The 24,443-nt window shown below is 63.6% G+C and carries 25 protein-coding genes; 12 read left to right on the top strand and 13 right to left on the bottom strand.

What is annotated here, in order from left to right; all coding sequences use genetic code 11:
• A partial coding sequence (gene ssb, locus DDF70_RS27685) for a single-stranded DNA-binding protein (RefSeq protein WP_114947955.1) occupies positions 1-428 on the bottom strand: 428 nt, incomplete at its 3' end.
• A gap of 251 nt (positions 429-679) precedes the next feature.
• Between ssb and DDF70_RS27680 the strand changes: the two genes are divergently transcribed.
• The gene (locus DDF70_RS27680) at positions 680-1,486 is read left to right on the top strand and encodes a class I SAM-dependent methyltransferase (protein ID WP_114947954.1); all 807 of its coding nucleotides are present in this window, start codon (positions 680-682) and stop codon (positions 1,484-1,486) included.
• Between the two features lie 171 nt (positions 1,487-1,657).
• On the opposite strand, the gene DDF70_RS27675 is transcribed toward DDF70_RS27680, so the two are convergent.
• The 3 genes from DDF70_RS27675 to DDF70_RS27665 are packed head-to-tail and all read right to left on the bottom strand — an operon-like array spanning position 1,658 to position 2,994.
• Positions 1,658-1,933 carry a hypothetical protein gene (locus tag DDF70_RS27675; protein ID WP_114947953.1) on the bottom strand — a complete coding sequence of 92 codons (276 nt, stop codon included), beginning with the start codon at positions 1,931-1,933 and terminating at the stop codon, positions 1,658-1,660.
• A gap of 27 nt (positions 1,934-1,960) precedes the next feature.
• A complete protein-coding gene (locus DDF70_RS27670; RefSeq protein ID WP_114947952.1) occupies positions 1,961-2,374 on the bottom strand; it encodes a hypothetical protein in 414 nt (137 codons plus the stop codon).
• A 5-nt stretch (positions 2,375-2,379) separates the two neighbouring features.
• Entirely contained in the window at positions 2,380-2,994 is a 615-nt protein-coding gene (locus DDF70_RS27665) for a hypothetical protein (protein ID WP_114947951.1), read from the bottom strand.
• Between the two features lie 290 nt (positions 2,995-3,284).
• Here DDF70_RS27665 and DDF70_RS27660 point away from each other — a divergent pair, with 290 nt between their 5' ends.
• The 3 genes from DDF70_RS27660 to DDF70_RS27650 are packed head-to-tail and all read left to right on the top strand — an operon-like array spanning position 3,285 to position 6,411.
• Positions 3,285-3,581 carry a hypothetical protein gene (locus DDF70_RS27660; protein WP_114947950.1) on the top strand — a complete coding sequence of 99 codons (297 nt, stop codon included), beginning with the start codon at positions 3,285-3,287 and terminating at the stop codon, positions 3,579-3,581.
• Positions 3,578-5,413: an AAA family ATPase gene (locus tag DDF70_RS27655; protein ID WP_114947949.1), complete on the top strand. Its 1,836-nt coding sequence runs from the start codon at positions 3,578-3,580 to the stop codon at positions 5,411-5,413. The genes DDF70_RS27660 and DDF70_RS27655 overlap by 4 nt, the downstream gene beginning before the upstream one ends.
• Positions 5,410-6,411 (top strand): metallophosphoesterase family protein, encoded by a 1,002-nt coding sequence (locus DDF70_RS27650; RefSeq protein ID WP_114947948.1) that lies wholly within the window; start codon positions 5,410-5,412, stop codon positions 6,409-6,411. Before DDF70_RS27655 ends, DDF70_RS27650 begins: the two co-directional genes overlap by 4 nt.
• Here the strand turns inward: DDF70_RS27650 and DDF70_RS27645 are convergent.
• The gene (locus DDF70_RS27645) at positions 6,408-7,058 is read right to left on the bottom strand and encodes a hypothetical protein (RefSeq protein ID WP_114947947.1); all 651 of its coding nucleotides are present in this window, start codon (positions 7,056-7,058) and stop codon (positions 6,408-6,410) included. The two genes, DDF70_RS27650 and DDF70_RS27645, sit on opposite strands and share 4 nt — an antisense overlap.
• A gap of 362 nt (positions 7,059-7,420) precedes the next feature.
• On the opposite strand from DDF70_RS27645, the gene DDF70_RS27640 reads away from it, so the two are divergent.
• The 3 genes from DDF70_RS27640 (at position 7,421) to DDF70_RS36990 (ending at position 10,602) form a co-directional block, all read left to right on the top strand.
• Positions 7,421-8,086, top strand: coding sequence for a trna delta -isopentenylpyrophosphate transferase (locus tag DDF70_RS27640; RefSeq protein WP_114947946.1), 666 nt, complete (start codon positions 7,421-7,423; stop codon positions 8,084-8,086).
• Positions 8,087-8,180: 94 nt separating this feature from the next.
• Entirely contained in the window at positions 8,181-10,370 is a 2,190-nt protein-coding gene (gene recD2, locus DDF70_RS27635) for an SF1B family DNA helicase RecD2 (protein ID WP_114947945.1), read from the top strand.
• A gap of 64 nt (positions 10,371-10,434) precedes the next feature.
• Entirely contained in the window at positions 10,435-10,602 is a 168-nt protein-coding gene (locus DDF70_RS36990) for a hypothetical protein (RefSeq protein WP_162820712.1), read from the top strand.
• Here DDF70_RS36990 and DDF70_RS27630 read toward each other — a convergent pair.
• The gene (locus tag DDF70_RS27630) at positions 10,545-12,428 is read right to left on the bottom strand and encodes a glycosyltransferase (RefSeq protein ID WP_114947944.1); all 1,884 of its coding nucleotides are present in this window, start codon (positions 12,426-12,428) and stop codon (positions 10,545-10,547) included. The two genes, DDF70_RS36990 and DDF70_RS27630, sit on opposite strands and share 58 nt — an antisense overlap.
• A gap of 64 nt (positions 12,429-12,492) precedes the next feature.
• Here DDF70_RS27630 and DDF70_RS27625 point away from each other — a divergent pair, with 64 nt between their 5' ends.
• Positions 12,493-13,371 carry a transporter substrate-binding domain-containing protein gene (locus tag DDF70_RS27625; protein ID WP_425374120.1) on the top strand — a complete coding sequence of 293 codons (879 nt, stop codon included), beginning with the start codon at positions 12,493-12,495 and terminating at the stop codon, positions 13,369-13,371.
• A 103-nt stretch (positions 13,372-13,474) separates the two neighbouring features.
• Positions 13,475-15,196: a lysine--tRNA ligase gene (locus DDF70_RS27620; RefSeq protein WP_114947943.1), complete on the top strand. Its 1,722-nt coding sequence runs from the start codon at positions 13,475-13,477 to the stop codon at positions 15,194-15,196.
• Positions 15,197-15,203: 7 nt separating this feature from the next.
• On the opposite strand, the gene DDF70_RS27615 is transcribed toward DDF70_RS27620, so the two are convergent.
• On the bottom strand, positions 15,204-15,836 hold the full coding sequence (locus DDF70_RS27615; protein ID WP_114947942.1) for a S24 family peptidase: 633 nt from the start codon (positions 15,834-15,836) through the stop codon (positions 15,204-15,206).
• Positions 15,837-15,991: 155 nt separating this feature from the next.
• Here DDF70_RS27615 and DDF70_RS27610 point away from each other — a divergent pair, with 155 nt between their 5' ends.
• Together DDF70_RS27610 and DDF70_RS27605 are read left to right on the top strand one after the other, a co-directional pair.
• Positions 15,992-16,336 (top strand): DUF952 domain-containing protein, encoded by a 345-nt coding sequence (locus tag DDF70_RS27610; RefSeq protein WP_114947956.1) that lies wholly within the window; start codon positions 15,992-15,994, stop codon positions 16,334-16,336.
• Positions 16,333-17,418, top strand: a complete 1,086-nt coding sequence (locus DDF70_RS27605) for a quinone-dependent dihydroorotate dehydrogenase (RefSeq protein WP_114947941.1) — start codon at positions 16,333-16,335, stop codon at positions 17,416-17,418. Before DDF70_RS27610 ends, DDF70_RS27605 begins: the two co-directional genes overlap by 4 nt.
• A 12-nt stretch (positions 17,419-17,430) precedes the next feature.
• Here DDF70_RS27605 and DDF70_RS27600 read toward each other — a convergent pair whose 3' ends face one another.
• Both DDF70_RS27600 and DDF70_RS27595 read right to left on the bottom strand, forming a co-directional pair.
• Positions 17,431-18,768 carry an MATE family efflux transporter gene (locus DDF70_RS27600; RefSeq protein WP_114947940.1) on the bottom strand — a complete coding sequence of 446 codons (1,338 nt, stop codon included), beginning with the start codon at positions 18,766-18,768 and terminating at the stop codon, positions 17,431-17,433.
• 17 nt (positions 18,769-18,785) lie between these two features.
• Complete coding sequence (locus DDF70_RS27595) at positions 18,786-19,049, bottom strand: DUF6460 domain-containing protein (RefSeq protein WP_114947939.1); 264 nt, start codon at positions 19,047-19,049, stop codon at positions 18,786-18,788.
• A 110-nt stretch (positions 19,050-19,159) separates the two neighbouring features.
• On the opposite strand from DDF70_RS27595, the gene DDF70_RS27590 reads away from it, so the two are divergent.
• On the top strand, positions 19,160-20,101 hold the full coding sequence (locus DDF70_RS27590) for an alpha/beta hydrolase (protein WP_114947938.1): 942 nt from the start codon (positions 19,160-19,162) through the stop codon (positions 20,099-20,101).
• On the opposite strand, the gene DDF70_RS27585 is transcribed toward DDF70_RS27590, so the two are convergent.
• The 4 genes from DDF70_RS27585 to DDF70_RS27570 all read right to left on the bottom strand — a co-directional run bounded on the left by DDF70_RS27585 (position 20,098) and on the right by DDF70_RS27570 (position 24,249).
• Positions 20,098-20,814 (bottom strand): response regulator, encoded by a 717-nt coding sequence (locus tag DDF70_RS27585; protein WP_114947937.1) that lies wholly within the window; start codon positions 20,812-20,814, stop codon positions 20,098-20,100. The genes DDF70_RS27590 and DDF70_RS27585 overlap by 4 nt on opposite strands.
• Before the next feature lie 83 nt (positions 20,815-20,897).
• On the bottom strand, positions 20,898-21,347 hold the full coding sequence (locus tag DDF70_RS27580; protein WP_114947936.1) for a secondary thiamine-phosphate synthase enzyme YjbQ: 450 nt from the start codon (positions 21,345-21,347) through the stop codon (positions 20,898-20,900).
• Positions 21,344-23,080 (bottom strand): cisplatin damage response ATP-dependent DNA ligase, encoded by a 1,737-nt coding sequence (locus tag DDF70_RS27575; RefSeq protein ID WP_114947935.1) that lies wholly within the window; start codon positions 23,078-23,080, stop codon positions 21,344-21,346. The genes DDF70_RS27580 and DDF70_RS27575 overlap by 4 nt, the downstream gene beginning before the upstream one ends.
• Positions 23,077-24,249 (bottom strand): ligase-associated DNA damage response exonuclease, encoded by a 1,173-nt coding sequence (locus tag DDF70_RS27570; RefSeq protein WP_114947934.1) that lies wholly within the window; start codon positions 24,247-24,249, stop codon positions 23,077-23,079. The genes DDF70_RS27575 and DDF70_RS27570 overlap by 4 nt, the downstream gene beginning before the upstream one ends.
• Positions 24,250-24,443 lie beyond the last annotated feature (194 nt).

The following is a 24,443-nucleotide window of genomic DNA, read 5'->3' as shown; positions in this document are numbered from 1 at the left end:
GACGACCGTCCGAAATCGCCGCCGCGGCTGATCTGGCCCGGCTCCTCGTCGCCGTACTCGGACGCGCCGCCGCCGCCGCGGCTGTCCAGGATCGTCAGCTCGCCGCGGAAGCGCTGCAGCACCACCTCGGTGGTGTACTTCTCCTGGCCGCTCTGGTCGGTCCACTTGCGCGTCTGCAGCTGGCCCTCGACATACACCTTCGAGCCCTTCTTCAGGTACTGCTCCGCCACCCGGGCCAGGTTCTCGTTGAAGATCACCACCGAGTGCCACTCGGTCTTCTCCTTGCGCTCGCCCGTGCCCTTGTCCTTCCAGGTCTCGGACGTGGCGATCCGCAGGTTCACCACCGGCTCCCCGTTCGACAGACGCCGCACCTCAGGGTCACGCCCCAGATTCCCTACCAGGATCACCTTGTTCACACTGCCCGCCATGACGGCTTCTCCACTTCGTCTCTCCTGAACGGCTAGGGCATCGGGGGGATGCCTCACGTTTTCAGGTCGGTTGCACATTCCTGCCCTGGATGGGGCATCGCCTATTGTTCTATATTTGTTCCACGTGAAACACAAGAGCGGCGTCCCGAAATCAACATGCCGGGAGGGGCGCAGATTGGGACAATTTCGATCGAAGTTCCGATGAGAGTAACGTAAGCCATGCCCTTAAAGCCAAGCTTCAGGAGGCTGCGTTGACCGACACGACCTTGGATGAGGCGGCAGTTGCCGCAGCATGGGACCGGAACGCCGAAACATGGGCGCAGGAAGTGCGGAATGGGCTCGACCTCTATCGTGAGCTTTACACATTTCCTGCATTTCTCAGCTTCATGCCTCCCATCGCGGGAAAGCGCGTGATCGATCTCGGCTGCGGCGAAGGGTCCAATACACGCCGGTTTGCCAGGCTCGGCGGCATCATGACAGGAGTCGACCTTTCGAGCGAGATGATCGGATGCGCCCGGGAACAGGAAGAGAAAGAGCCTCTCGAGATCGCTTATGAGATCGGCTCCTTCAGCGAACTTTCGCCTTTAGCCGATGGGGAGTTCGACGTCGCGCTCTCGACGATGGCGCTGATGGACGGACCGGATCTGTCGGGTGCGCTGAAGGCAATCTCGCGTGTGCTCAAACCCGGCGGCGCCTTGTGCTTCAGCGTCCTTCACCCCTGCTTCGTCACGCCAGCCGTCAAATGGCTGACCGATAGCGCAGGCGCTCACCTCGGCCTTCGCGTCGGCCGCTATTTCGAAAGGGAGCCCTTCATCGAGTATTGGCGTTTCAGCAGACGCGACGGGAGCGAGCAGAAACAGGGGACGGAGCCGTTCGAGGTGCCGCGGTTCCCGCGGACACTCTCCGATTACATCAACAGCGTCAGTGATGCCGGCTTCAGAATTGTAAAGCTCGAGGAGCCGCGACCGAGCGAGGAATTGGCCCGCAAGCATGATTGGCTGAACCGCTGGTACCAGCACGCTCCGCTCGTCCTGTTCGTCCTGGCCGTGAAGGCCTGAGCGAGTGAGGATAATAAAAAAGCGGCGCCAGAGGCGCCGCCGTTGAGAGATCCAGCGCATCGTACGGAAAAGCGGACGCGGTTTTCCGCACGATGCGCTGGGCTCTCGAAGGAGTGGAGCATCGGATTGAATCCCAAAAGTGGAATCCACTTTTGGGTCCGATGCTGTAGTTTACTCCGCAGCCTGGAGATAAACCACTTTCGACTGTGAGCTCTGAACCTCGCGCAGGGTGCGGGCCATATAGGTCAGCTGTTCGATGGCTTTGTTGAGATCGAGCTTGGTGCCATCCTCGAGATCGTAGGCCTCGCGTCCGCGATAGAGCCGGTTGACCTGACTTTCCATCTCGGCAGCAGCCTCACGGATGCGGTGAACGAGGTTGTCGGCAATGACATTGGCGTTGTCGTCGACAACGCAGAAGCCGACATCGCTTGCGCGGACCTTGGCCATGGGATGATTCCTCTTCTTGTTTCGTCTTTAGGCAACGGCTCGCTGCCCATGCTCCGCATAGATGCCGAGCCGGCGAGCCAGGGAATGTTTCGTTACGGGTCCCACCCAGGGCAGCGTCGCGAGGAAGCGCAGCTTGTCGGGATTTGCGTTGTACTCTTCGAACAGGCGCTCACGCTCGCGCCAGATCGTGTCGATCGCCTCGGCCTTGGCCGGGTGGCGAAAGCCGACGCGAACCGTCGAACCAAAGGCAAGCGCACGCATACAGCGCTCGAAGGTGCGGCGGCCGATGCTGGGCGTCACGCTCGTATGGCAGATCGCTTCGATCACGTGCTGAGCGAACTCGTCCGCCGTCTCGGGAGGAGTCATCCCCGCTCCGGAGATGTCTCCCTGAAAAGCATGGGCGCCATAGCGCATGGTTTCTTCGAGGCCGAAGCTCGGCATTAATCTCACCGTAAGGTCCAGGCAGCCTGAAGCAGCTGGACGAGCTTTGTCCCAGTCTTTCGGATCCGACGCTGCGCCCGCCATGGAAGGTCGGCGCCTCGCGTTGGACTCGAGCGTTCGGAACGGATACGCGGGGTCTTCAAAAACGCGCGCATGCCCAATGGGGGGCGGATGCGCCAGCCATCGTCCGGGCTCGGAAAACCTTGACCATTCAAGGGTTTGTCCGAACGGCGCGGTTCAATGAAGATGGGGTTCGAGCCCTGCGAGTGCAAGGTTCGCGGGATCAAAGGAACCAGGTTGGACGTGCGCCTGGTCTCCCTCGCAACCTTCGGCCAGGGCGAGACCTCGCAACGCGCGATTCTGAACGTCTGCGCCAGCTCCGCGCCTGCCGTGACCCCATAAACGGAGGCCGCGCAGGAGAATGCCTCGGAGAACGGCCCTATGGCGCACCAGCTCTTTTCGGCCATGTGCAGCGGCCATGTCCACAGACCGTCCTCACGGCGCTGGCCCACGCTCTCCCGGTCGATGAAATAGCCCGTTCGCTTGTGTTCCAGGCCACTCTCGACCACGAGCCATTCCTCGTTCTCGAAAATCGGCCGTTCATCCGTCATGGCGGTCATCGCAGAGTCCTTTGCGGCGGTGAGCCGCGGCTGCCCTAATGGCGTCACATCCACGACGCATACATAGGATGCGAACAAACCAAGAACATACTCCCGAAGCCCGCTATGTCAAGCAAAGTCGGCGGTGTGGGACTGTAATCTTGGAGTAACAGGTACTATGTGGTGGGTCAGATGGCAGGATTGAAGAGATCGCTCTCGATCCCGTTCAAAAAGAGGCAAAGTCGTTGCGGCGAAATATCGCTGGCGATAACTGAAGCTCGACCATTCCAACGCAGCGGATTCGCCACCCCATGACCAACCTGACACGCTTCGAGACAGACCAGCTCCGGCGCCTGGAAGACATGCGAAAGACCTTCGACAAGCTGCGGGCGGAGCGGATCAGGGCCGAGGGCGAGGTCGAGCGCCTCACGCGCGAACTCGAAGAAGCGCGGGCTCTTGCCTTATCCGAGTTCGGTACCGACGATGAAGGCCAGCTTCAAGGCCTGATCGAGGACGCACAGGCGCGCAATGCCAAGCTCGCCGACGAATTTGCCGCAGCCCTGCGCGACGTCGAAGCGCGTCTCAAGCAACTCGGAGACGAGCATTGATTGGGCCGGATGTGGATCATGAGGTCGCGCGGGCGCAAGCCTCCCTCGCGCGTCTCGAAGGGCGGCGCGATGCTCTGCGTAGCCGCCGCGAGGAATTGACACGCGAGGTCGAGCTCGCCAAGGGGCGCCTTGCCGTCAAGGACGAGGTGGAATCCTTCATCGAAGCTGTGCACGGCTCCGCGAGCCGCCGCAGCCTGTCGGCGTTCGAGACGCTGCTCACCGCTCTGGTTCAGGAGGTCCTGCCGGGCGAGAAGCCCGTGGCGCTCGATCTCTCTACCGAGAGGGGGCTGGCATCGCTCGACATCTGCGTGCGTCGCGCCGACGGCACGCTCGAGGATGTGCTGGAGGACAATGGCGGCGCGTTGACGAACGTGATCGGCATGGCGCTGCGGCTGATCGCGGTGGTCAAGGCGGATGTCGCCCGTTTTCTCGCCCTCGACGAAGCGGATTGCTGGATTGCTCCGGATCGCGTCTCGTCCTTCTACAAGGTGCTGGAGGATGGCGCCGCGCGTCTCGGTGTACAATGCTTGGCCGTATCGCACCACGACCTGTCGCAGTTTTCCGGCACGTTCCATATTGCCCGTATCGTCGGCGAGCCTGTCTCCGGTGTCCATGTGCAGTCCACCGACACCAGTACCGCATGGGGCGATGCGCAGCCCGGATTGCGGTTCGTCCGGCTCGTCAACGTGCAGGTCTACGAGGACGCGACGCTTCACTTGAGCCCTGGCGTGAATGCGCTGATCGGCCCGAACAACCGCGGCAAGTCCACGTTCATCCGCGCCCTTCGCGCGGTGTTCTATGGCGAGGCCCGCGACAGTCTGGTGCGGGCAGGTGCGAAGGCCGCGAGCGTCGAGATCGGCGTGGCGGGGCGTCGGGTTCTGCGCTTCACGCGCCAGCCGCGCCGCTCGCCCGTCAACATCTGGTCCTTGCACGAAGCAGACGGCTCCATCGTCGAGGAGCAAGGCATGCGCTACGAGACCGGCGGGCGCAATGTGCCGGATTGGGTCGCGGATCTCATCCGCATCCGCAAGGTGGAGGATCTCGACGTTCACATCGCGCACCAGAAATTTCCCGTATTCCTCCTCGGAGAGACGGCGTCCCGCCGTTCCGCCGTTCTCTCGATCGGGCAGGAGGCCGGCTATATACGCGACATGCTTGTCATTCATCGCGAGCGCTGCCGGCGGGACAACGATCTCGTGCGCAACGGCGAGCGCGAACTGATCGCCCTCGGCGAAACGCTCGAAGGAATGAATGATCTCGATGAGCTCAAGGGCAGACTGTCGGCCATTGGCAAACGGGCCGGTGACCTCAAGGATGCCTCAATGCAGCTGCAGAGGCTGCAACAGCGCACATCGCAGCTCGCTGATCTTCATGGTCGCTTGGATCAAGCGCGGGCGCGTGCCGGCATCACGGCAACGCTGCCCGACGCCGAGCAGCTGATCAACCTCACGCGTCTGGCAGAGCGCTCACGCGAGCGTCGGCGGATCGGGGAGCGGGTCATCGGGCTTAGCCATGATCTCGTCCTGGGCAAGGCCCGGGTTGCGGCGCTGCAGAGTTTGCCTGAGGCTCTTCCGACCCTTGAAAATACGGCATCGGCGCAAAACATGCTGAAGCGCATGACGGATCTTCAGAACGCGTCTCGGATTGCGCGGAGCCGCATCGCGCAGGCGGACGAGGGGCTCTCATCCCTGCAGGGCGAAATGGCGCAGTTCATGGAGGAGACCGGCGGGCTCTGCCCCACCTGCGGCTCGCCCGTGAAGCCCGAGAACCTGCTGGACCATCACGCCCATTCCTCGCACTCAATCACGCCGTCGGAGCGGCTGACCGCATGATCGTGTCCGGAGATCGTCTTCCCTCACTCGCGTGCAACGGCATCCTCGTGATCGGGGATCCGCATGTGGGCTCGCGTCGTCCAGGGCGGCGCAGGGATGCCGTGTGGCCCCAGGCGGTGCTCGGCAAGCTGGAGCGCTGTGTCGCCATCGCCAACGAGCGGGGGCTAGCCGTCGTGATCCTGGGCGATCTGTTCGACCGGCCGGTCGAGACTGACGAGGCGCTCAAGAACCAGCTCATCCGCGTTCTGAAAGGATTCAAGCATCGGCCCCTCGTCAATGTGGGCAATCACGACATCCAGCACACGACGCTGACGGACAGCGATTCCCTCGCCCTGCTGGGCCTGTGCGATGTGGTCGATGTGGTGGCTGCATCGGCTCCCGTGATCGAGTTCCAGGTCGATGCGCGCCGGATCGGCATCGGCATGACGCCCTACGGCCAGACTATTCCGACCGATGCGCGCGGCTCCTTCGCCGGCGTCGATCTTCACGCGTGGTTCACGCATCACGACATCGCCTTTGACGGGGGCTATCCGGGGGCGGTGCCGCCATTTGCAGTCGAGGGCTGCGACGTTCTCATCAACGGGCATATCCACAAGACGCAGAAATCCATTCTGGCCGGGCGCACCCGCTGGATGAATCCTGGAACCATTACGCGCCAATCCGTCGACCTCGTGGATCACGTGCCGCGCGCCTGGATCCTGGATGGCAGCGGCGCATTGGAGCCGCATGCTCTGCCGTACGAGAGCAATGTGTTCGATCTGACCGGGCGTGTCGTCGAAGCGGCTGACGGTTCCGTCGTGGCGCGGGAAATCGAAAGTGCCTTCGTCACGCTGCTGCAGGCGGAAACCGCCACGGAGCTGAAGCGGAGCGGTGACGGCGCGATTGTCCGTGACGAGATCGAGGCGAAGTTTAACGCCGACAACACGTCGGATGCCGTGCGGGCCATCGTGCGCTCGCTTCTCGGCGAGGCGGTGGAGCGCCACGCGGCACAATCTTAGAACGCAAAGGGATCCGTATAGGGCAGGCGGCGTCGGCGGACCTGTGTTTCCGGCAGGATCGGGCGGCTGATATCGACCGCGATCAATCCCTCGCAGGCCAGCGCCAGAACGGCCGCCACGCCGTCCTGGGTGTTCATGACGGCGCTGGCGCAATCCACCAGCCGCATGGCCCCGACCTCGTCGAGCTGATGCAGAACCCGCACGCGGTCGCCCGCTGTCACGGGCGTGCGTTTGCAGGCCAGGATGAGGCGCATGGTCGTGAAGCGCGGTTCGGCCCTGATGGTGGCAGAAGTCTCGATCACGAAAGGACGGCCGTCCGCGGAGGTGATGCCCTGGATCGCTGCCGCCCGCAGCGGATGCTTCAGCAGGTCGTCGTCGGTCATGACATCGACCAGATAGGCGGTGCCGTCTCTGACGACCTCGAAATCCGCCACGTGTTCGATGGTCTCGTCCCCGATGGCGAAGGTCGCCGGATCGGCAGGCGCGCGCAGGGACTCGACCTCGGCATCGAGTTCGCAGAGTGCCAGGTAATCGGCGATCAAGGCGTTGCGCGTGAGCGGCACTGACGGGCGCTTCTGGGCCCGGCGGGCTCCCGAGCGGCGGGCAGGGCGCCTGTCCGAAAGGTCGAGGAGCGCTTGCGCGGACATCGGGGCCTCCAGCTTGGCTTGTCATATGGATGGGCAGACCGACCGGTGTTTCGGCGGTCCTCAGCCCATTATGGGAATGAGAACATATATAGAACAATATGCCGTGGGTCAAACATGGCCCGGCTCTGAGAGAGCGAATCTTCCGGCACCTCGGCAAGCTCTCGCATTCCAGGATTGGGACAAAATGGCACATGAGATAAGTGATTGCTGGGAAATAGGTTTTCGCCCGGCCGGATGAGGCTGGCATTGGACCGAGCAGCCTAAATTTGGTATAGAACAAATACCGAACGCGCCTGCCCTGACATGGCTGCGACAAGAGCGCGTCACCGATTTGCGGGCTCCTGAGAACGTTAGGATCGAGAATGAATACGACGGACAAGAAGATTTCAGAGGTGCTTGCGAAATTCGGCGAGCCGATGGCCGGGAACGTCTGGCGCGTCCAGGGAACGGCCGTCATTTATCACAAGACCCTGGAGCGCATCGCCGCCCAGGCAAAGGTCGTCTTCGACGAGCCCACGATCATTCGCGCCGAGCGCGATGAAGCCGTCATCCAGGTGACCGGGCGTATGGGCGATCGGGTGGAATGGTCGATCGGCGAGGCGCTGATTGGCGTGAACTACCGCGTCTCCGGCAAACAGGCGGCCTATGTCTACGCCATGGCGGAGAAGCGCGCGAAGGATCGCGTGATCCTCAAGCTCATCGAGCTGCATGGCTATGTCTATTCCGAGGAGGAGGCCGACGAGTTCAAGCAGGGTCGCCCAGGTTATGCCGATCCGCATGTGGAGCTCGAAAAGACCGAGCCGCAGAAGGGCAAGGTCGAAGCGGCGGCTGCAGACGGCAAGGTCGAGGACGATCTGAAGGCGAAGATCAAGAAGGCCAAGACCATCAATGCTGTCACGGACCTGATGCTCCACGCCGACACGCAGAAGACGCTCGCCGATCTGCCGGAAGGCATCCGCGACGAAATCCGCGACTTCGCCAAGGCGCGCCTCGTCGAACTCGGCTGGCCGACCAAGAAGGCGGCCTAACTTTCGCTGCGATCATGGACGAGATGACTTGAACATCATCTCGTCCATTTTTCTTTTCGCGGTAGCGTTCCGGCGCTCCTGGTCTTTCTGAACGATGCCGAAATCATCCGCCCTTCCTGCTCTTGGGCAGGACGCTCTATCTCTCGCCGAACATCTCGTCGGCTCCATCGAGCGGGTGACGTTCCACAACGACGAGACCGGCTTCTGCGTGCTGCGTGTCAAGGCGCGCGGTCACCGCAAACCCGTCGCCGTGGTCGGTCATGCGCCGTCGGTTGCCATAGGCGAAGTCGTCGAAGCGAGCGGCGAGTGGCTGCACGACCGTAATCACGGAGTTCAGTTCCGCGCCGTCGAGCTGAGGACTTCGGCGCCCACGACGGCGGAGGACCTGCAGCGCTTTCTCGGGTCCGGTCTTCTGAAGGGCGTCGGTCCAGCCGTCGCGCAGCGTCTCATCGCCTCCTTTGGATCGCGCATTCTCGATGTCATCGAAAAGAAGCCGCATGAGCTGACGCGCGTCCACGGAATCGGCATGGCGAAGGCGCTCGGCATCGGCGAGGCGTGGGCCGAGCACCGCGCCCTGAAGGACATCGCAGCCTTTCTCAACGCGCATGGCATCGGCGGCTTTCTGCTGACACGCATCTACCGCGCCTATGGCATCGGGGCCATCGACATCATCTCAGCGAACCCTTATCGGCTCGCCCTCGACTTCCCCGGTTTCGAATTCGCGCTGGCCGATCAGGTTGCCATGCAGCTTGCCATCGAGCCGACGGCTGAGATCCGGCTCCAGGCGGGCCTCGCCAATGTCCTGTCGGAAGCCGTGAAGGAGGGACACTCCGGCCTGCCCGCCGACGACCTCCTCCAGCAGACGGGCACCCTACTCGAAGTGCCGAAGACTGAGCTCGCGCCGGTGCTCGATACACAATGTTCAGCCGGTCAGCTTGTCGCCGATGAACTCGATGGCCGTCGCTGCATCTTTCTTAAAGGCCTCTACGGCGCTGAGATCTTCATCGCGCAGCGCCTCAAAGAGATCGCGCAAGGCTTTCATCCCTGGCGCGGGCTCGACACCGTACAGGTGATCGCCGAGGCGGAAACGGCCGCGGGTGTTTCCTACTCGTCGAGCCAGCGCGAGGCGCTCATCGCGTCCTGCCAGTCGAAAGTGCTGGTGGTCACGGGAGGTCCCGGTGTCGGTAAGACCACGCTCATCCGGAGCCTGGCGCATCTTTGCGCGAAGCACGATTTGCAGGTTGCCCTCTGCGCGCCGACCGGGCGCGCGGCGAAGCGTCTCGCCGAAAGCACGGGCTTTCCCGCCAAAACCGTGCATCGGCTCCTCGAGGCGTCCGAGGGCGGCTTCCGGCGCAATGCCAAGACGCCGCTCGACTGCAATCTCCTCGTCGTGGACGAGGCCTCGATGCTCGACATCCGGCTCATGGCGGCGCTCCTGCGCGCCATGCCGAATGAGGCCTGCCTGCTCCTCGTCGGCGACGTGGACCAGCTTCCCTCCATCGGGCCGGGGCAGATTCTGTCCGACATCATCGCGTCCGGTGCCATTCCGGTGGTGCATCTTCGGGAGGTTTTCCGGCAGGAGCAGGAAAGCCGCATCATCACCGTGGCTCATGCCATCAATCGCGGGCTCGTACCCGAGCTCTCGCACCGCCCGGATTCGGATCTCTATTTCGTCGATGCCGACACGCCCGCCGATGCCCTGGCCAAGATGACGATCCTCATGCGCGATCGCATCCCGAGGAAGTTCGGCCTCGATCCCGTACGCGATATCCAGGTCCTGTGTCCGATGAACCGCGGGCGGCTCGGCACGCATATGCTGAACGGCGAGTTGCAGCAGATCTTCAATCCGCCCGGATCCGAGAGCCTTCACCGCGCGGGCTGGGTCTATGGCCGAGGCGACAAGGTCATGCAGGTCAGGAACGATTACGAGCGCGATGTCTATAACGGAGAGGTCGGCGTCGTGCGTGAGGTGAACCGGGAATACGGTGAACTCACGGTGGCGTTCGACGACAGGCTCGTGGTCTATACGCTCAAGGAACTCGACGAACTGGCGCTTGCCTATGCGGTGACGATCCACAAGGCGCAAGGGTCGGAATATCCGGCGGTGATCGTTCCCGTGGCGTCGCAGCAGACCTCGATGCTGCGGCGCAAGCTCCTCTATACGGCGCTGACGCGGGCAAGCCGCCTCGTGATCCTCGTCGGAAGCCGTGCCGTGCTTGCCCAGGCTGTCACCCAGGAGGAGGAGCCTCGCCTCTCCAGGTTGCGGAACTGGCTCGGGTCCTGATCCCTTCCCCTTGGAAGGACAGCCATCTATATTGGTTGTCCCGGCGCCTTGTGGATACGCTGAGATGAATGTCGATGCAGGACAGGTGAACGATCAGGAACGGCGAGCCCGCGTGGGCCTTCTCGCCGGGGCGGTCTTGTGCCTGGTTGCCGCCGGCGGGATCCTCTGGTGGCGCTATGGCGGCGCCGTGTTCAACGACCTCGTGCTGACCACTCTGGCCTGGTGCTTCTGAGCCGATCCGGTGCGTGACGTCCTGGCGTGGCCGTGGCTCGTCTTGTTCCAGCGGAATGTTGCCGTCGCCAATTCCCACAGCCCTCGCCAGGCCGCGATGCTCACGAGACCATAGTACAACGGGAGCAGCGGCAGCCAGGGAAGCAGCCGCCAGAGCCGGCGTCTGTGCAGGGCGAACAACGCCGGGATCATGATCGCCGCTGCACCGGACAAGAACAGCGTCAGGCCGTAGATACGGGTGATGATGTCCCAGTGCGAGGTGTAGGGCCCGTTGGCTCCGGAATGCCATGATGCCAGGAACAGCACGGAAAAGAACGGGTAAACCAATGCGCTGAACACGATGCCCCAGGTCAGGACAAGAGCACCATAAAAGCGCCAGAAGCCTAATTCCCGGAGCAGGGCCCATGGCCTGCGCGAGTGGGTTGCCGCGGTCTGGACGAACCCCTTCATCCACCGGGTCCGCTGCCGCATCCAGACCCCCAATGTGCTCGGCGCCTCCTCCAGGGTTGAGGAAGGAAGATCACTGATCTCATAGCCCAGCCGCGCCAGACGAAGGCCGAGATCCGCATCCTCGGTGACATTCCACGCGTCCCATCCATGAACCGCCTTGAGAACCGAGGTGCGGAAATGGTTCGAGGTGCCGCCCAGGGGGATGGGGCTTCCGATCTCGGCAAGCCCCGGATTGAACACGTCGAACAACGCCGCGTATTCGATGGTGAACAACCGTGTCAGCCAGGAATCGTCCGTGTTGTCGATGGTCAATCGAGCCTGCAGGCAGGCGACATGCGGCGGCAGACGGGCGAATTGAGTGACGGCGAGGCGCAGCTGGCTGGGATCAGGAACGTCCTCGGCATCGTAGATGACCGTGAAGCGGCCCCGCGCCAGGGGCAGGGCGACGTTGAGCGCCCGTGGCTTGGTGCGCGGCTCGCCTTTGGGAGCAACGATAATCTCCACGTTGCCCGGCAGATCGACAGCCTGAAGAGCATCGAGGGTTTCCCGATCATCGGTTTCGAGCACGAGCTTGATGTCGAGCTTGGCCGCGGGATAGTCGAGCCGCGACAGGGCCTGGACGAGTCTGGCGACCACCCGCTTCTCCCGATAGAGCGGCGCTATGATCGTATAGGTCGGCAGTGCGGCATCCTCCACGCGGGGAGCTTTTTCCGCCGGTTCTATGGGATTCTCGAGGACCGAAGCTGCGAGCCTCAGGACGATCAGGCCCAGGAACAGCGGCCCTAAGGCGGCTCCCACGATCGCGACGGTCGGCCCGGGAGCATGGCCGATTCCGAACGCTGCAAGCGTCAGGAGGATGAAGAGAACGGCAATCTGCCCATAGCTGAGGGCGGTTGCCAACTCGGGAGCCTGCGTGGCCAGATCCGACCCGGCGCGATCGGCGATCCGTCGGCTTTGTGCGCGGAAGACCGCCTGTCTCAGGCGTGTCGGCGAGGTGACGGCACGCGATCGGCTGCGGAGCCGGGCTCCCAACAGCCGGGCGAGAGCGGCACCGCAAGGTGCCGTTACGAATCCCGATTTCCGACCCGCCAAAGGAGCGATGCCGACCAGAATGCTATCGGGGTAATGAGCCGATGCCGAGAGGCGAGGGGCCGCCAGATAGGGCAGCCCGAGCTCGGTCGCGAGGGCACGATAGAATTCGTCCTCCTCGACAAGGTCGTGCCTCAGCAGAAATTCATCCGCCGGGACGCCTGCGAAATGAGCAAGGATTGCTGCTTGGCGCAGTGCTTCCGGGGCATGACCATGATTTGCCAGGAAACCGATCTCGACCGGCAGCGCTGTTGACTGTGGGCCCGGCTCCGCTAGACCCTGCCTCATGAGCAGACGCTTTCACGGAGCGCTGTTGGTGGATGCCGGGTTGCGTGCAAGAGATGATCGATTGATGCTTCAGGATATTGTTACATTGGTTGCGCGCTTCCTCTCCAAGATCAACCCCCTTAGGTTGAGTTTGATCTTGCCGGTTCTTCTGCTGGTATCGGGTCTTGCGCAGGCCCAAGGCGTCAATGTCCCCAACTTCTGGGATTCAAGGGCTCTGCTCGAGCGCCCCGACCTGCCGGCCACCCGCACGATCCGCTTTCTCGTCGACGACGATTTCCCGCCGCTGCATTTTCCGGGGCTGGACGGCAATCCGACCGGATTGTCGGTGGAACTCGCCCGGGCCGCTTGCGAGCGGCTGAGCCTCACATGCACGATCCAGGTTCGCCGCTTCGACACGCTGCTCGATGCTCTGCAGGAGCGCCAGGGTGACGTGGTGGCCGCGGCCATCCCCATCACGACGGATCTGCGGAGCCGCTTTGCCGTCACGGCACCGTATTTCAAGATCCCGGCACGTTTCGCCGTACGCAAAGACCGTCATCAGCCGGTGCCCGAAGCCAGGACGCTGCAGGGCAAGACTATCGGGGTTGTCGGCGGTACGGCCCATGAGGCCTACGCCAAGGCCTTCATGGCGGGCGGCAATCTCAAGCCATTTCCTGAGCTGACCGCCGCACAGGCCGCTCTCAAGGCCGGCGAGATCGATTACCTGTTCGCCGACGGGCTCGGGATCGCTCTCTGGATCGGCGGAGAGGAGGCGGGCGGCTGCTGCGACTTCTCCGGCGGCCCTTACCTGGAGAGCCGCTTCTTCGGCGAGGGCATCGGCTTCATCACCCGGACCGAGGATGAACCCCTGCGCCGTGCCCTGGATTTCGCCCTGCAGCAGCTCTGGAAGGAGGGAAAGTACGCCGAGCTTTACCTGCGTTTCTTCCCGATCAGCCCCTTCTGACGTTTCGTCCCATTGAGGGGGGCAGGTTTACCGCATTGACCCTCGCTGCGGTCATCCCTAGTGTGCCGCGCTTCTGGAAGCATTTCCTGCAAGCACTAGGCCCATGTCTCACCCTCTGACCCTTGATCCTGCCCTGATTGAAGCCGCCCAGACTGCCAATGCCTGGCCATTCGAGGAGGCGCGCAAGCTCGTCGAGCGGCTCAAACGGACGGGAAAGAAAGAGGCCCTGTTCGAGACGGGCTACGGTCCCTCGGGACTGCCGCATATCGGCACCTTCGGCGAGGTGGCACGCACCAGCATGGTGCGCCATGCCTTCCGGGTGTTGACGGGAGACAGCATTCCGACGCGTCTCGTCGCCTTCTCTGACGACATGGACGGCCTGCGCAAGGTGCCGGACAATATCCCGAACAAGGAGCTCGTGGCCTCGGCGCTGGGCAAGCCGCTGACCCAGGTGCCGGACCCGTTCGGCACTCATGAGAGCTTCGCTCATCACAACAATGCTCGTCTGCGCGAATTCCTCGATGCCTTCGGCTTCGATTACGAGTTCATGTCCGCGACCGAGTGCTACAAGGCCGGCCGCTTCGACAAAACCCTGCTCACGGTGCTTGAGCGCTATGATGCCGTGATGGCGATCATGCTGCCTTCGCTGCGCGAAGAACGCCAGCAATCCTATTCGCCCTTCCTGCCGGTCCATCCGAAGACCGGCATCGTCATGCAGGTGCCGATCGACGAGCGCAAGTTGGATGCCGGCACCATCGTGTGGCGCGATCCCGATACGGGCGAGCGGTTCGAGACGCCGGTGACAGGCGGCCATGCCAAGCTGCAATGGAAGCCCGATTGGGCCATGCGTTGGGTTGCGCTCGGCGTCGATTACGAGATGGCCGGCAAGGACCTGATCGACAGCGTGAAGCTCTCGGGCGAGATCGCCAAAGCGCTCGGCGGCCTGCCGCCGGATGGGTTCAACTACGAGCTTTTCCTGGACGATAAGGGCCAGAAGATATCCAAGTCGAAGGGCAATGGACTCACCATTGACGAGTGGCTGACCTACGGAACACCGGACAGCTTGCGGCTGTTCATGTTCAACAAGCCCCGCGAGGCGAAGAAGCTCTATTTCGACGTGATCCCGCGGCAGGTGGACGATTACCTGACCTTCCTGGAGAAGTATCCGGCGCAGGATGCCAAGGCGCGCCTGATGAACCCGGTCTGGCATCTCCATTCCGGCGAGCCGCCGGCTCCCGAGCTGGTTTCGTCCGGGGGTGGCAATCAGCCGGGCACGACGATTTCCTTCTCCATGCTGCTCAACCTGGTGGCGGTGGCGAATTCCGAGGATCCCAACGTGCTCTGGGGTTTTATCCGCCGCTATGCGCCGGGCGTGTCGCCCGCGACGCATCCGCGCCTCGACAGCCTCGTGAAGCGCGCGGTGCGCTACTTCGAGGATTTCGTGAAGCCGCAGAAGGCCTATCGTCTGGCCGACGGGGTCGAAGCCGCATCGCTGAAGCGCCTGGAAGATGTGCTCGGCTCCTTCGAGTCAGGCGAGCGGCCAGCAACGGCGGAAGCGATTCAGGAAGAGATCTACAATGTAGGTCGTGCCGAACCGCGCTATCAGGACCTCAAGGCCAAGGGCGCCACGCCCGAGCGGCCAGGGGTGTCCATCGAGTGGTTCAACACGATCTATCAGGTGCTGCTGGGCGAGCCTCGCGGTCCGCGCTTCGGCTCGTTCATCGCTCTCTATGGGGTGAAGGAGACGCGGGCGCTGATTCAGAAAGCGCTGAACGGCGATCTCGTGCGCGAGCACGAGGCGTTCCTGAAAGAACGCGCGGCTTGAGCGGTACCTATTGCCGCGCCCACATGATCCGAGCCGACCAGGAGACCTCCTCGGCCGGGATCACCTGATCCTCCTGGTCCTTGGCAAGGGACGCCATCTCCAGGGTCTTGGCCGAGCGACGCTTGAGCTCCTTGGCCAGGATTCCGCCGGTGGTCGTGCAAACGACGATCCGGTCGCCCTTGCGGGTGCTGGCCGTCGGCGAGACGATGAGGATATCGCCATCGCGGTAGAGGGGGGCGAGAGCGTCGCCCGTAACCTCGAGAGCGAAAACCTTCTCCTGCCCGAAATCGGGAAACTCGATCTCGTCCCAGCCTGGGCCCTCGTTGGGCATGCCTTCTTCGTTGAACACCTTGCCGGCTGCCGCATCCTCCATGCCGATCAACGGGATCATGGAGCGGCGTAAGGAACCGGTAGGCTCGACGAGGCGGAGGAAATCCTCCAGGGTCGCTCCGGTGGCCTTCAGGATCTTCGAGATGGATTCCGTGGAAGGCCATCGCTCACGGCCTTCGGGACTCACGCGCTTCGACTTGTTGAAGCTGGTCGCGTCGAGACCGGCCTTGCGCGCCAGTCCTGATGCGGTCATGCCATGACGTGATGCCAATGCATCGATAGCAGCCCACACGCGCTCGTGAGATAACATTGTACGAACCTTCGCTAAGAGCGAAATATAATGAAAGCGAACCTACAATTAGGAATTAAATGTGACCGAAAAGTTAGACAATTGGCAACAGACTATTGAGACAATATGTCTAATTTGGGTTGCTCCTGATGCGACGCGCAGATACTCAGATCTTCATGCACATTATTTATAAGATTTGCCCTGTTTTGCTTTGGGAGGAGGCCGAAAAAGCCGGCTCCTTCACGGGCGCGCCCATCGATATCCAAGATGGGTACATCCATTTCTCAACAGAAAAACAAGTGCGCGAGACGGCCAGAAGGCATTTTGCGGGACAAGGAGATCTGCTGTTGATCGCCGTCGATGCCGATTCGCTGGGCGAAGCACTCCGCTATGAGCCATCCCGAGGCGGGGACCTGTTTCCCCATCTGTATGCGCCGTTGCCCTCGTCCGCCGTTCGATGGGTGAAGCCGTTGCCGCTCGGCGCGGACGGTCAGCACAATTTTCCGGATCTTTCCCGATGATCGGTACGCTCTTTTCCTTCGCCAAACCCGCACTTCACGCGCTCGATGCTGAGACGGCCCACCAGCTGACGATCCGTGGATTGTCGCTGCTGCCGATTTCGCCCGCGCCTGCCGATGATGCACGTCTTTCCATCGACGTCTTCGGGCGGCATTTCCCTAATCCCGTTGGGCTTGCGGCAGGTTTCGACAAGCAATGCGAAGTGCCCGACCAGCTCCTCGGACTCGGCTTCGGCTTCGTCGAACTCGGCGGCGTTGTGCCGAAGCCCCAAGCGGGCAACCCGCGGCCGCGCGTCTTTCGTCTGACCCGTGACGAGGCCGTGATCAACCGGTTCGGCCTCAACAGCGAGGGGCTCGATGCGGCGTGCCGGCGGCTCGCCAGCCGTCGCGGACGCCCGGGCATCGTCGGAGTCAATATTGGGGCGAACAAGGATTCGCCGGATCGCATCGCCGATTACGTTCTTTGCATCGAGCGTCTGTGCGGGGTGGCGGATTTCCTGACGATCAACGTCTCCTCGCCCAACACGCCGGGATTGCGCGACCTGCAGGGCGAGGCATTCCTCGACGATCTCCTCGCCCGTAGCATGGAAGCTCGCGACAGGGCGGATCAGGGCAGGGGTAAGACGATCATCCTGTTGAAGATCGCGCCCGATATTTCGCTCGACACGCTCGATGCGATCGTCGCAACGGCGCTCAGGCGCGGCATCGACGGACTGACCGTGTCCAACACCACCATTGCCCGGCCCGAGAGCCTGAAGGAAAAATCGCTTGCCTCGGAAACGGGCGGCCTGTCCGGCAAGCCGCTCTTCGTGCCGTCCACGAAGCTTCTCGCCGAGACGTTCCTGCGGGTGGAGCGGAAGATTCCGCTGATCGGTGTCGGCGGCGTCGATTCCGCCGAGGCGGCCTGGGCCAAGATCCGCGCCGGCGCGAGCCTGGTGCAGCTCTATTCGGCCATGGTCTATAAAGGGCCGGGTCTCATTGGCGACATCAAGCATGGACTGTTGCAGGTTCTCGAAAACGAGAAGATGAGCCTGGCGCAAGCCCTGGGCCGCGACGCATCGGCAATCGCCCAGGGGCGGTTTTGACGGTTCATCGCCTCACGATGTGCGGGCGAAGGTCTTCTTCGCCAGCCGAGGATAGAGGATGAACTGGCCGAGACCGCGTGCGCTTAAAAACGCGAGAAGCGCAATCCATGATGCCGTGTTGCCGAGTTCGTGGGCTGCCAGGAGAATGGCTCCGTAAGCCACGAAGGCGATCACCATCAGGTTGCGCATGGATCGGGTCCAGGTCGCTCCCGTGTAGATACCGTCGAATGCGAAGGCGGCGGCTCCGAAGAACGGGGTGAGGGCGGCAAAGACCAGATATTCCCGTGCAAAGGAGCGCACCTCCGGGTTCGTCGACACGAAGTCGATGAACGAACCGCCGCCAATGAGGAAAACGCCCGAGACGGCGAGCCCGAAGCCGAGGCTCCACCCAAGGCTCAGGCGCATGGCACGCCGGAAGCCACGCTCGTCGCGAGCGCCGATGCTCTGGCCGCAGAGAGTCTCGGCGGCGGTGGCGAATCCGTCGAGGAAATAGCCGCCGATCAGAAACATGTTGTAGAGCACCGCATTCGCCGCAAGCGTGACGTCGCCCGAACGTGCCCCAAGTGCGCTGAAAATCGAGAAGGCGAGGATCAGCGCTACGTTGCGGATCATGATGTCCCGGTTCATGGCGAGCGTCTGCAGCATCGCTGCCCGGTTCAGGATCTCACCCCGTGTGACCGCGAGCGGGTTCGAGCCGAGCCGCCGCAGAACCACGATGCCGAGGCCGACACCGAGCACCTCGGCCAGGGATGTGCCGATGGCCGCGCCCGCAGTGCCAAGACCGAAACCGAGCACCAGCGTCATCGTGAAAACGATGTTCGCCACATTGATCGCCACCTGCAGCAACAGGCCGAGATCCGTGCGGCCGCGCCCGAGGGTGGATCCCAGGATCACGTAGTTCGCGAGGGTGAATGGGGCGGACCAGATGCGGATGAAGAAGTAGGTCGAGAGGGCGTTCGTCACGGCCTGGCTCGCACCCGCCATGGAGAAGGCGAGGGTGGCGATGGGCCATTGCAGCAGGATCAGCAGAAGGCCCGTCACGCCCGCCACCAGGAAGGCCCGGGCGAGCGTCAGGTCGACCTCATGCCGGTTTCCGGCACCCGTCGCCTGGGCGGTCAGGCCGGCTGTCGCCATGCGCAAGGAGCCGAAGCTCCAGAACACGAAGTCGAAGATGACGGCGCCCAAAGCGACCGCGCCGAGCAGATGCGCCTCGCCCAGGCGTCCGATCACCGTGGCATCGACGAGTCCGAGGAGGGGCGTCGTCACGTGCGACAGGGTCATCGGCAGCGCGAGGGCCAGGATGCGGCGATGGGAAATGTCCAGCCGCCGAGTCGTCGGTGAGCCGTCCACGATAAGCCTCGAAAGCCTCAGCGCCGGCTGCTGAACAGACGCGAGATGAGCCAGAGCGGGACGACGATGATCGCGCCGTACAAGACCCAGCGTCCTACATCGAGCACCGTCTCGAGGCTGAGATCGAGAACGGAGGCGATCCAGTTGAACAGGCCCTCGATCAGCCGGAAGGGCGTGAGGTCCAGGAAGGCCAGGAAGGCGCCGACGAGGAGAGAAAGGAAAATCAGCTTCACCAGCACCGAGCCGGGGGAGCCGCCGAGAAAACGGTTCAAGTTGGACATGTCCTCATCTCGTCGCAAGCGTCACTGGAAGAAAGCGTAACTGGACCTGGGGCGTCGCGTGTGCTTCATCGCAAGGGCCGGCGACGAACGCAACCTAAACCGAGCTTCGCATGATCGATCCAGCCCTTTTCGACCCCTCCGCCATCAGCGACGAGATCCGCGCCCAGAATGCCGAGATCGTGGCAAAGCTCGCAGCCCTGCCGGATCCCATGTCCGTTCCTCCGGCCCTGGTACGGGAGCGGCGGCGTCAGGGCCTTGGGCCCTTTCCGCTGATGCCGTTGAGCAGCAAAGCCAGCACTATCTCCATCGATGGGCCTGCCGGTCCCGTTCCCTTGCGGATCATCGCGCCCGAGAACCCCCGCGGCGTCTATCTGCATATCCATGGCGGCGGCTGGACCTGGGGCACGGCGGACGAGCAGGACCCGTGGCTCGACCGGCTGGCGGATCGCTGCGGCCTTGCGGTGGTCTCCGTCGAATACCGCCTGGCGCCCGAGAACCCCTATCCCGCCCCGGTAGACGATTGCGAGGCGGCGGCCCTCTGGGTGATTCGTGAGATGGAAAGCCGGTTCGGCACGTCGCGCCTTTTCATCGGCGGCGAGTCGGCAGGGGCGCACCTCTCCGCGTTGACCATTCTGCGCCTTCGCGACAGGCACGGTCTGAACCCTTTCCGGGGTGCCAACCTCTTCGCCGGCTGCTACGACCTGAACCTGACGCCGAGCGTGAGGAACTGGGGCGGCGAGCGCCTGATCCTGAACACCGGTGACGTCACGGCGATGGCGAACAACCTGTGCGGTTCCCATGCGGACCGGCGCAGCCCCGATGTCTCGCCGCTTTATGCCGACCTCAAGGGCCTGCCGCCGGCACTCTTCTCCATCGGCACGAGGGACCTGCTGCTGGACGACACGCTCTTCATGGCGTCCCGTTGGGCGACGGCCGGCAATCGGACCGACCTCGCCGTCTGGCCCGGCGGCTGCCACGTGTTCATCCGCTTCGACAGCGCCCTGTCGGAACAGGCGCTGTCGCGGATCGACGGTTTCATCGAGAGGCTTTAATCGGCACCGGCCGGGGAGGGGCGCTGGGTCACGCCGATCTTCGAGGCGGCGATGACCGCCTGCGTGCGGCTGTCGACGCCGAGCTTGTCGAGAATGGCCGAGACATGGGCCTTCACCGTGGCTTCCGAGACGCCGAGCTCGTAGGCAATCTGCTTGTTGAGCAGGCCCTCGGACAGCATGGTCAGGACGCGGACCTGCTGCGGGGTCAGGGTGCCGAGACGGCGGACGAGATCGGCGGTTTCCGCATCTTCCGATGCGGAAAGATCCACATCCGGCGGGGTCCAGGTATCGCCCGCGAGCACCGCCTGGATGGCGCCGCCGATGCTGTCGATGTCGATGGATTTCGGGATGAAGCCGGAGGCGCCGAAATCCATGGCACGGCGGATCACGGTGGGCTCTTCCGTTGCGGAAACGATCACGACCGGCAGTTCGGGATATTGGGCCCGGAGCGACATCAGCCCGGAAAAACCCTGCACGCCGGGCATCGTCAGGTCGAGCAGGATCAGGTCGACATCCCGCTCCTGGGTCAGCGTGGCGTTCAGGTCATCCATGCCGCTCGCCTCGACCACCCGAGCCTGAGGCATGGTGGAGGCGACAGCCTGCCTCAACGCCCCGCGAAACAACGGATGGTCATCGGCAATGATGATCGTGGTGGTTTGACTCTGCACGTTTCGTCTTCTCCCACGAGATGCTTCCCTGAGCCTTAGCCGCATCCTTCACGAAATGGCAAGGCGGCAAACGTTGATCTCGGCTATTCTAAGGCAATCTGCGGAGGCGTCATATCCAATCATGTGGATTAAGCCCCGATCAGGTGGAATATAAGGTCGCGGCGGTGGGGTCTGTCCCGGTGCTCGACAAGGTAGATCCCCTGCCAGGTTCCCAGGCTCATGCGTCCCTCCACCACGGGAATGCTCAAGGACACGCCCGAGAGCACGGTTCTGATATGGGCCGACATGTCGTCCGGCCCCTCGGTCGTGTGGACATAGCCCGCGTTCCGGGGCGCCAGCCGGTCGAAGGCGGTCATCAGATCCCGGCGGACATCCGGGTCGGCATTCTCCTGGATCAGGAGCGAGGCCGAGGTGTGACGGCAGAAGACGCTCAGCAGGCCGTGCCGGATGCCGGTGCCGGATACCCAATCCGCCGCGGCATCGGTGATCTCGGTCAGGCCCTGACCCCGCGTGCCGACGCTCATCCGGCCGCTGGCCTGCCGCGCGATCTCGCCTTCGGACAGGGTTTCGATCCTCATCCCTTCTGCCTCTTCGCTTCCTTGTCCCGTAGGGGATAGACCTCCTCCTCGCCGCGCTCCAGGATCTTTTCAAGGGTCTCGATCCGATCCGCTTCAGCCGCAGGCTTGTCCCAGCGGATCCTGTTGATGCGGGGAAAGCGCATGGCGACGCCGGATTTGTGCCGCGTAGAGCGTTGCAGCCCCTCGAAGGCCACTTCCAGCACGAGGCCCCGGTCCTTGCCGTATTCCACCTCCCGCACCGGGCCGAAGCGCTTGACCGTGTGGTTGCGGACATAGCGGTCGAGCTTCACCAGCTCCTCGTCGGTGAAGCCGTGATAGGCCTTGCCGACGGGCACCAGCTCCTCGCCGCTTAGGCCCTCGCGCCAGACGCCGAAGGTATAGTCGGAATAGAAGGACGAGCGCTTTCCGTGGCCCCGCTGTCCGTACATCATCACGGCATCGACGAGGTAGGGATCGCGCTTCCACTTGTACCAGTAGCCCTTCGGACGACCCGGAAGATAGGGGCTGTTCGCCCGCTTCACCATGCAGCCCTCGATGGCGTCCGCATCGGGACCGGCCCCGACCGAGGCCGGGTCGGCGCGGGCGGCGGCAAGCTCCTCCCAGGTCGAGAAGGGCACCATGGGGGAGAGGTCGATGCGCGGATCGCCGATCCGAGCAACGAGCGCCTCCAGGCGCCTGCGCCGCTCCACGAAGGGGAGCGCACGCAGGTCTTCCTCGCCCTCGAACAGGATGTCGTAGACGCGCAAATGCGCCGGAAACTCGGCGATGAGCTTGGGCGTCACGGCTTTCCGGTTCAGGCGCTGCTGGAGCACGTTGAAGCTCTGGACGCGGCCCTCTCGCACGATCAGCAATTCGCCGTCGATGGCGCCCTCGAAGGCAAGCGCCTCCACGAGATCCGGAAAGGCCCGGGACACGTCCTCTCCGGTGCGCGAATAGATCCGCTTCACCGGGCGCCCGTCGCTGCCGTGGCCGGCGGCGGCCTGGAGGCGGATGCCGTCCCACTTCCACTCGGCCAGGAACTCGGAGGCCTCGAGTTTTCCGAAATCCTCATCTTCCAGGGGGTGCGAGAGCATGGACGGTCGGAAAGGCGCGGGATTGCCGGATTCGGGCTTGGGCCCGCGCCCCTCGACCCAGGCGAAGAGATCCGCGTAAGGCGCCTCCAGCCCGTGCCAGACCAGCTCGACCTCGTCGGGCTCGATGTCTCCGAGCTGGGCGACGGCAGTCTTGGCGAGCCGTGCCGAGACGCCGACGCGCAGCTCCCGCGTGATGAGCTTGATCAGCGCCCAGCGTCCGGTCTCGTCCAGGGCATCCATCCAATCGGCCACTTTGCCGGGCAGGTCGCTCTTGCTGGTGGTCGCGAGAGTCTCGATCACCTCGGTGAGGGTCGGAACGTGAGGCGGCGGGTTGTTGTGGCCGATGGTCGGAGCCTCGTCCGAGTGCGGGGCGACGCTCTCGTGCCCGGGCGAGGGCCAGATGAGGGCCACCGTCTCGGCCAGATCGCCCACATAGTGATAGGACATGCGGAACAATTCCGGATCGGTTCGCTCCTCGACGAGGCCGCGGATCAGGCCGGGCTTGGCCTCCTTGAACATGAGCGCGCCCGTCATGGCGGCGAGCGCATAGCCGCGTTCCGGATCCGGGGTATGGCGGAAATAATCGGTCAGGAGCCTCAGCTTCGCGTTGCGGCGGGGCTCGTAGCCGAGGCGGTCGAGGAGGGCGGCGAAGCGGTTCATGGCACGTCCCCTTTATCCTCCCCTTGAGGGGGAGGATCGGCTCGGAGAGCCGAGGTGGGGTGATTGGCGCCAACGCTTTCCGAATGTCGTGTTTCCACCCCGCCCCGCTCGCTGCGCTCGCGACCCTCCCCCTCAAGGGGAGGGTAGGCCGCCTCCTCCGCCTCGCCCTCGTCGCCATAGCCGAGCATGTGCAGGGGCCGCGCCCGGATGCCATGGGTGGTGCACCAATGGACCAGGGCGTCCTCCTGGCCATGGGTGACCCAGACCTCGCCGGCGCCGGTCTCCCGGATCGTGCGGCACAGATCGTCCCAATCGGAATGATCGGAGATCACCATCGGCAGCTCGACGCCCTTCTGCCGGGCGCGGGCCCGCACCCGCATCCAGCCGGAGGCGAAGCAGGTGACCGGGTCGGGAAAACGGCGCGACCACAGGTCCTGGATCGAGGAGGGCGGGCAGATCACGATGGCGCCGGCGAGCTTCGAACGCTCCGAGGCCACCACCTTCGGGGTTTCGCCCAGGGGAATCCGTTCCGACTTGTAGAACTCGGTCAGGCGCTCCATGGCGCCGTGGAGATGGATCGGTTTGTCGTAGCCCTCCTCGCGCAGCAGCGCCATGACCCGCTGCGCCTTGCCCAGCGCATAGGCGCCGACGATATGGGCGCGCTCGGGAAAGAGAGCCACGGAATCCAGAAGCTTGCGCACTTCCAGGCGGGTGTCCGGATGGCGGAAGACCGGCAGGCCGAAGGTCGCCTCGGTGATGAAGACGTCGCAGGGCACGACCTCGTAGGGCAGGCAGGTCGGGTCCTCCGCGCGCTTGTAGTCGCCCGAGACCACGACCCGTGTGCCGCCGGCCTCGATGGCGATCTGGGCCGAGCCCAGCACATGGCCGGCGGGCGTGAACCGCACGGTCACCTCGCCGACCCGAAGGCTTTCGCCTAAGCGAGCCTCCTGCGTGGAGCCCGCGAAATCCTCCCCGTAGCGCACGGCCATGATGAGCAGGGTCTCCCGGGTCGCCAGGACGGACCTGTGGCCCGACCGCGCGTGATCCGAATGCCCGTGGGTGATCAGCGCCCGCTTCACGGGGCGCACCGGGTCGATGTGGAAGTCGCCGAGGGGGCAGTAGAGCCCTTGCGGGGTCTGGGTGAGGATGTCGGTGGAACGCAGCGCCATGGATGAGAATATAGGGTTTGTCCGGTCGATATCAGGTTGAGGGATAATGCCGTGCTCCGCGATGGGCTCCATCGTTATCCCGGGTGGCGAAGCCGATCTGGATCAGGTGCAGGATGAGGCACTGGCACTCTTGTCATTCCCGCGCAGGCGGGAACCCATAACCGCGACGTCTCAAGACAGGACGAGCCGCGTTG

The sequence above is a fragment of the Microvirga calopogonii genome, assembly GCF_003347665.1.
Classification (GTDB): domain Bacteria; phylum Pseudomonadota; class Alphaproteobacteria; order Rhizobiales; family Beijerinckiaceae; genus Microvirga; species Microvirga calopogonii.
The sequence above is the reverse complement of the archived record's forward strand: the minus strand, read 5'-3'. Positions and strand labels throughout refer to the sequence as shown.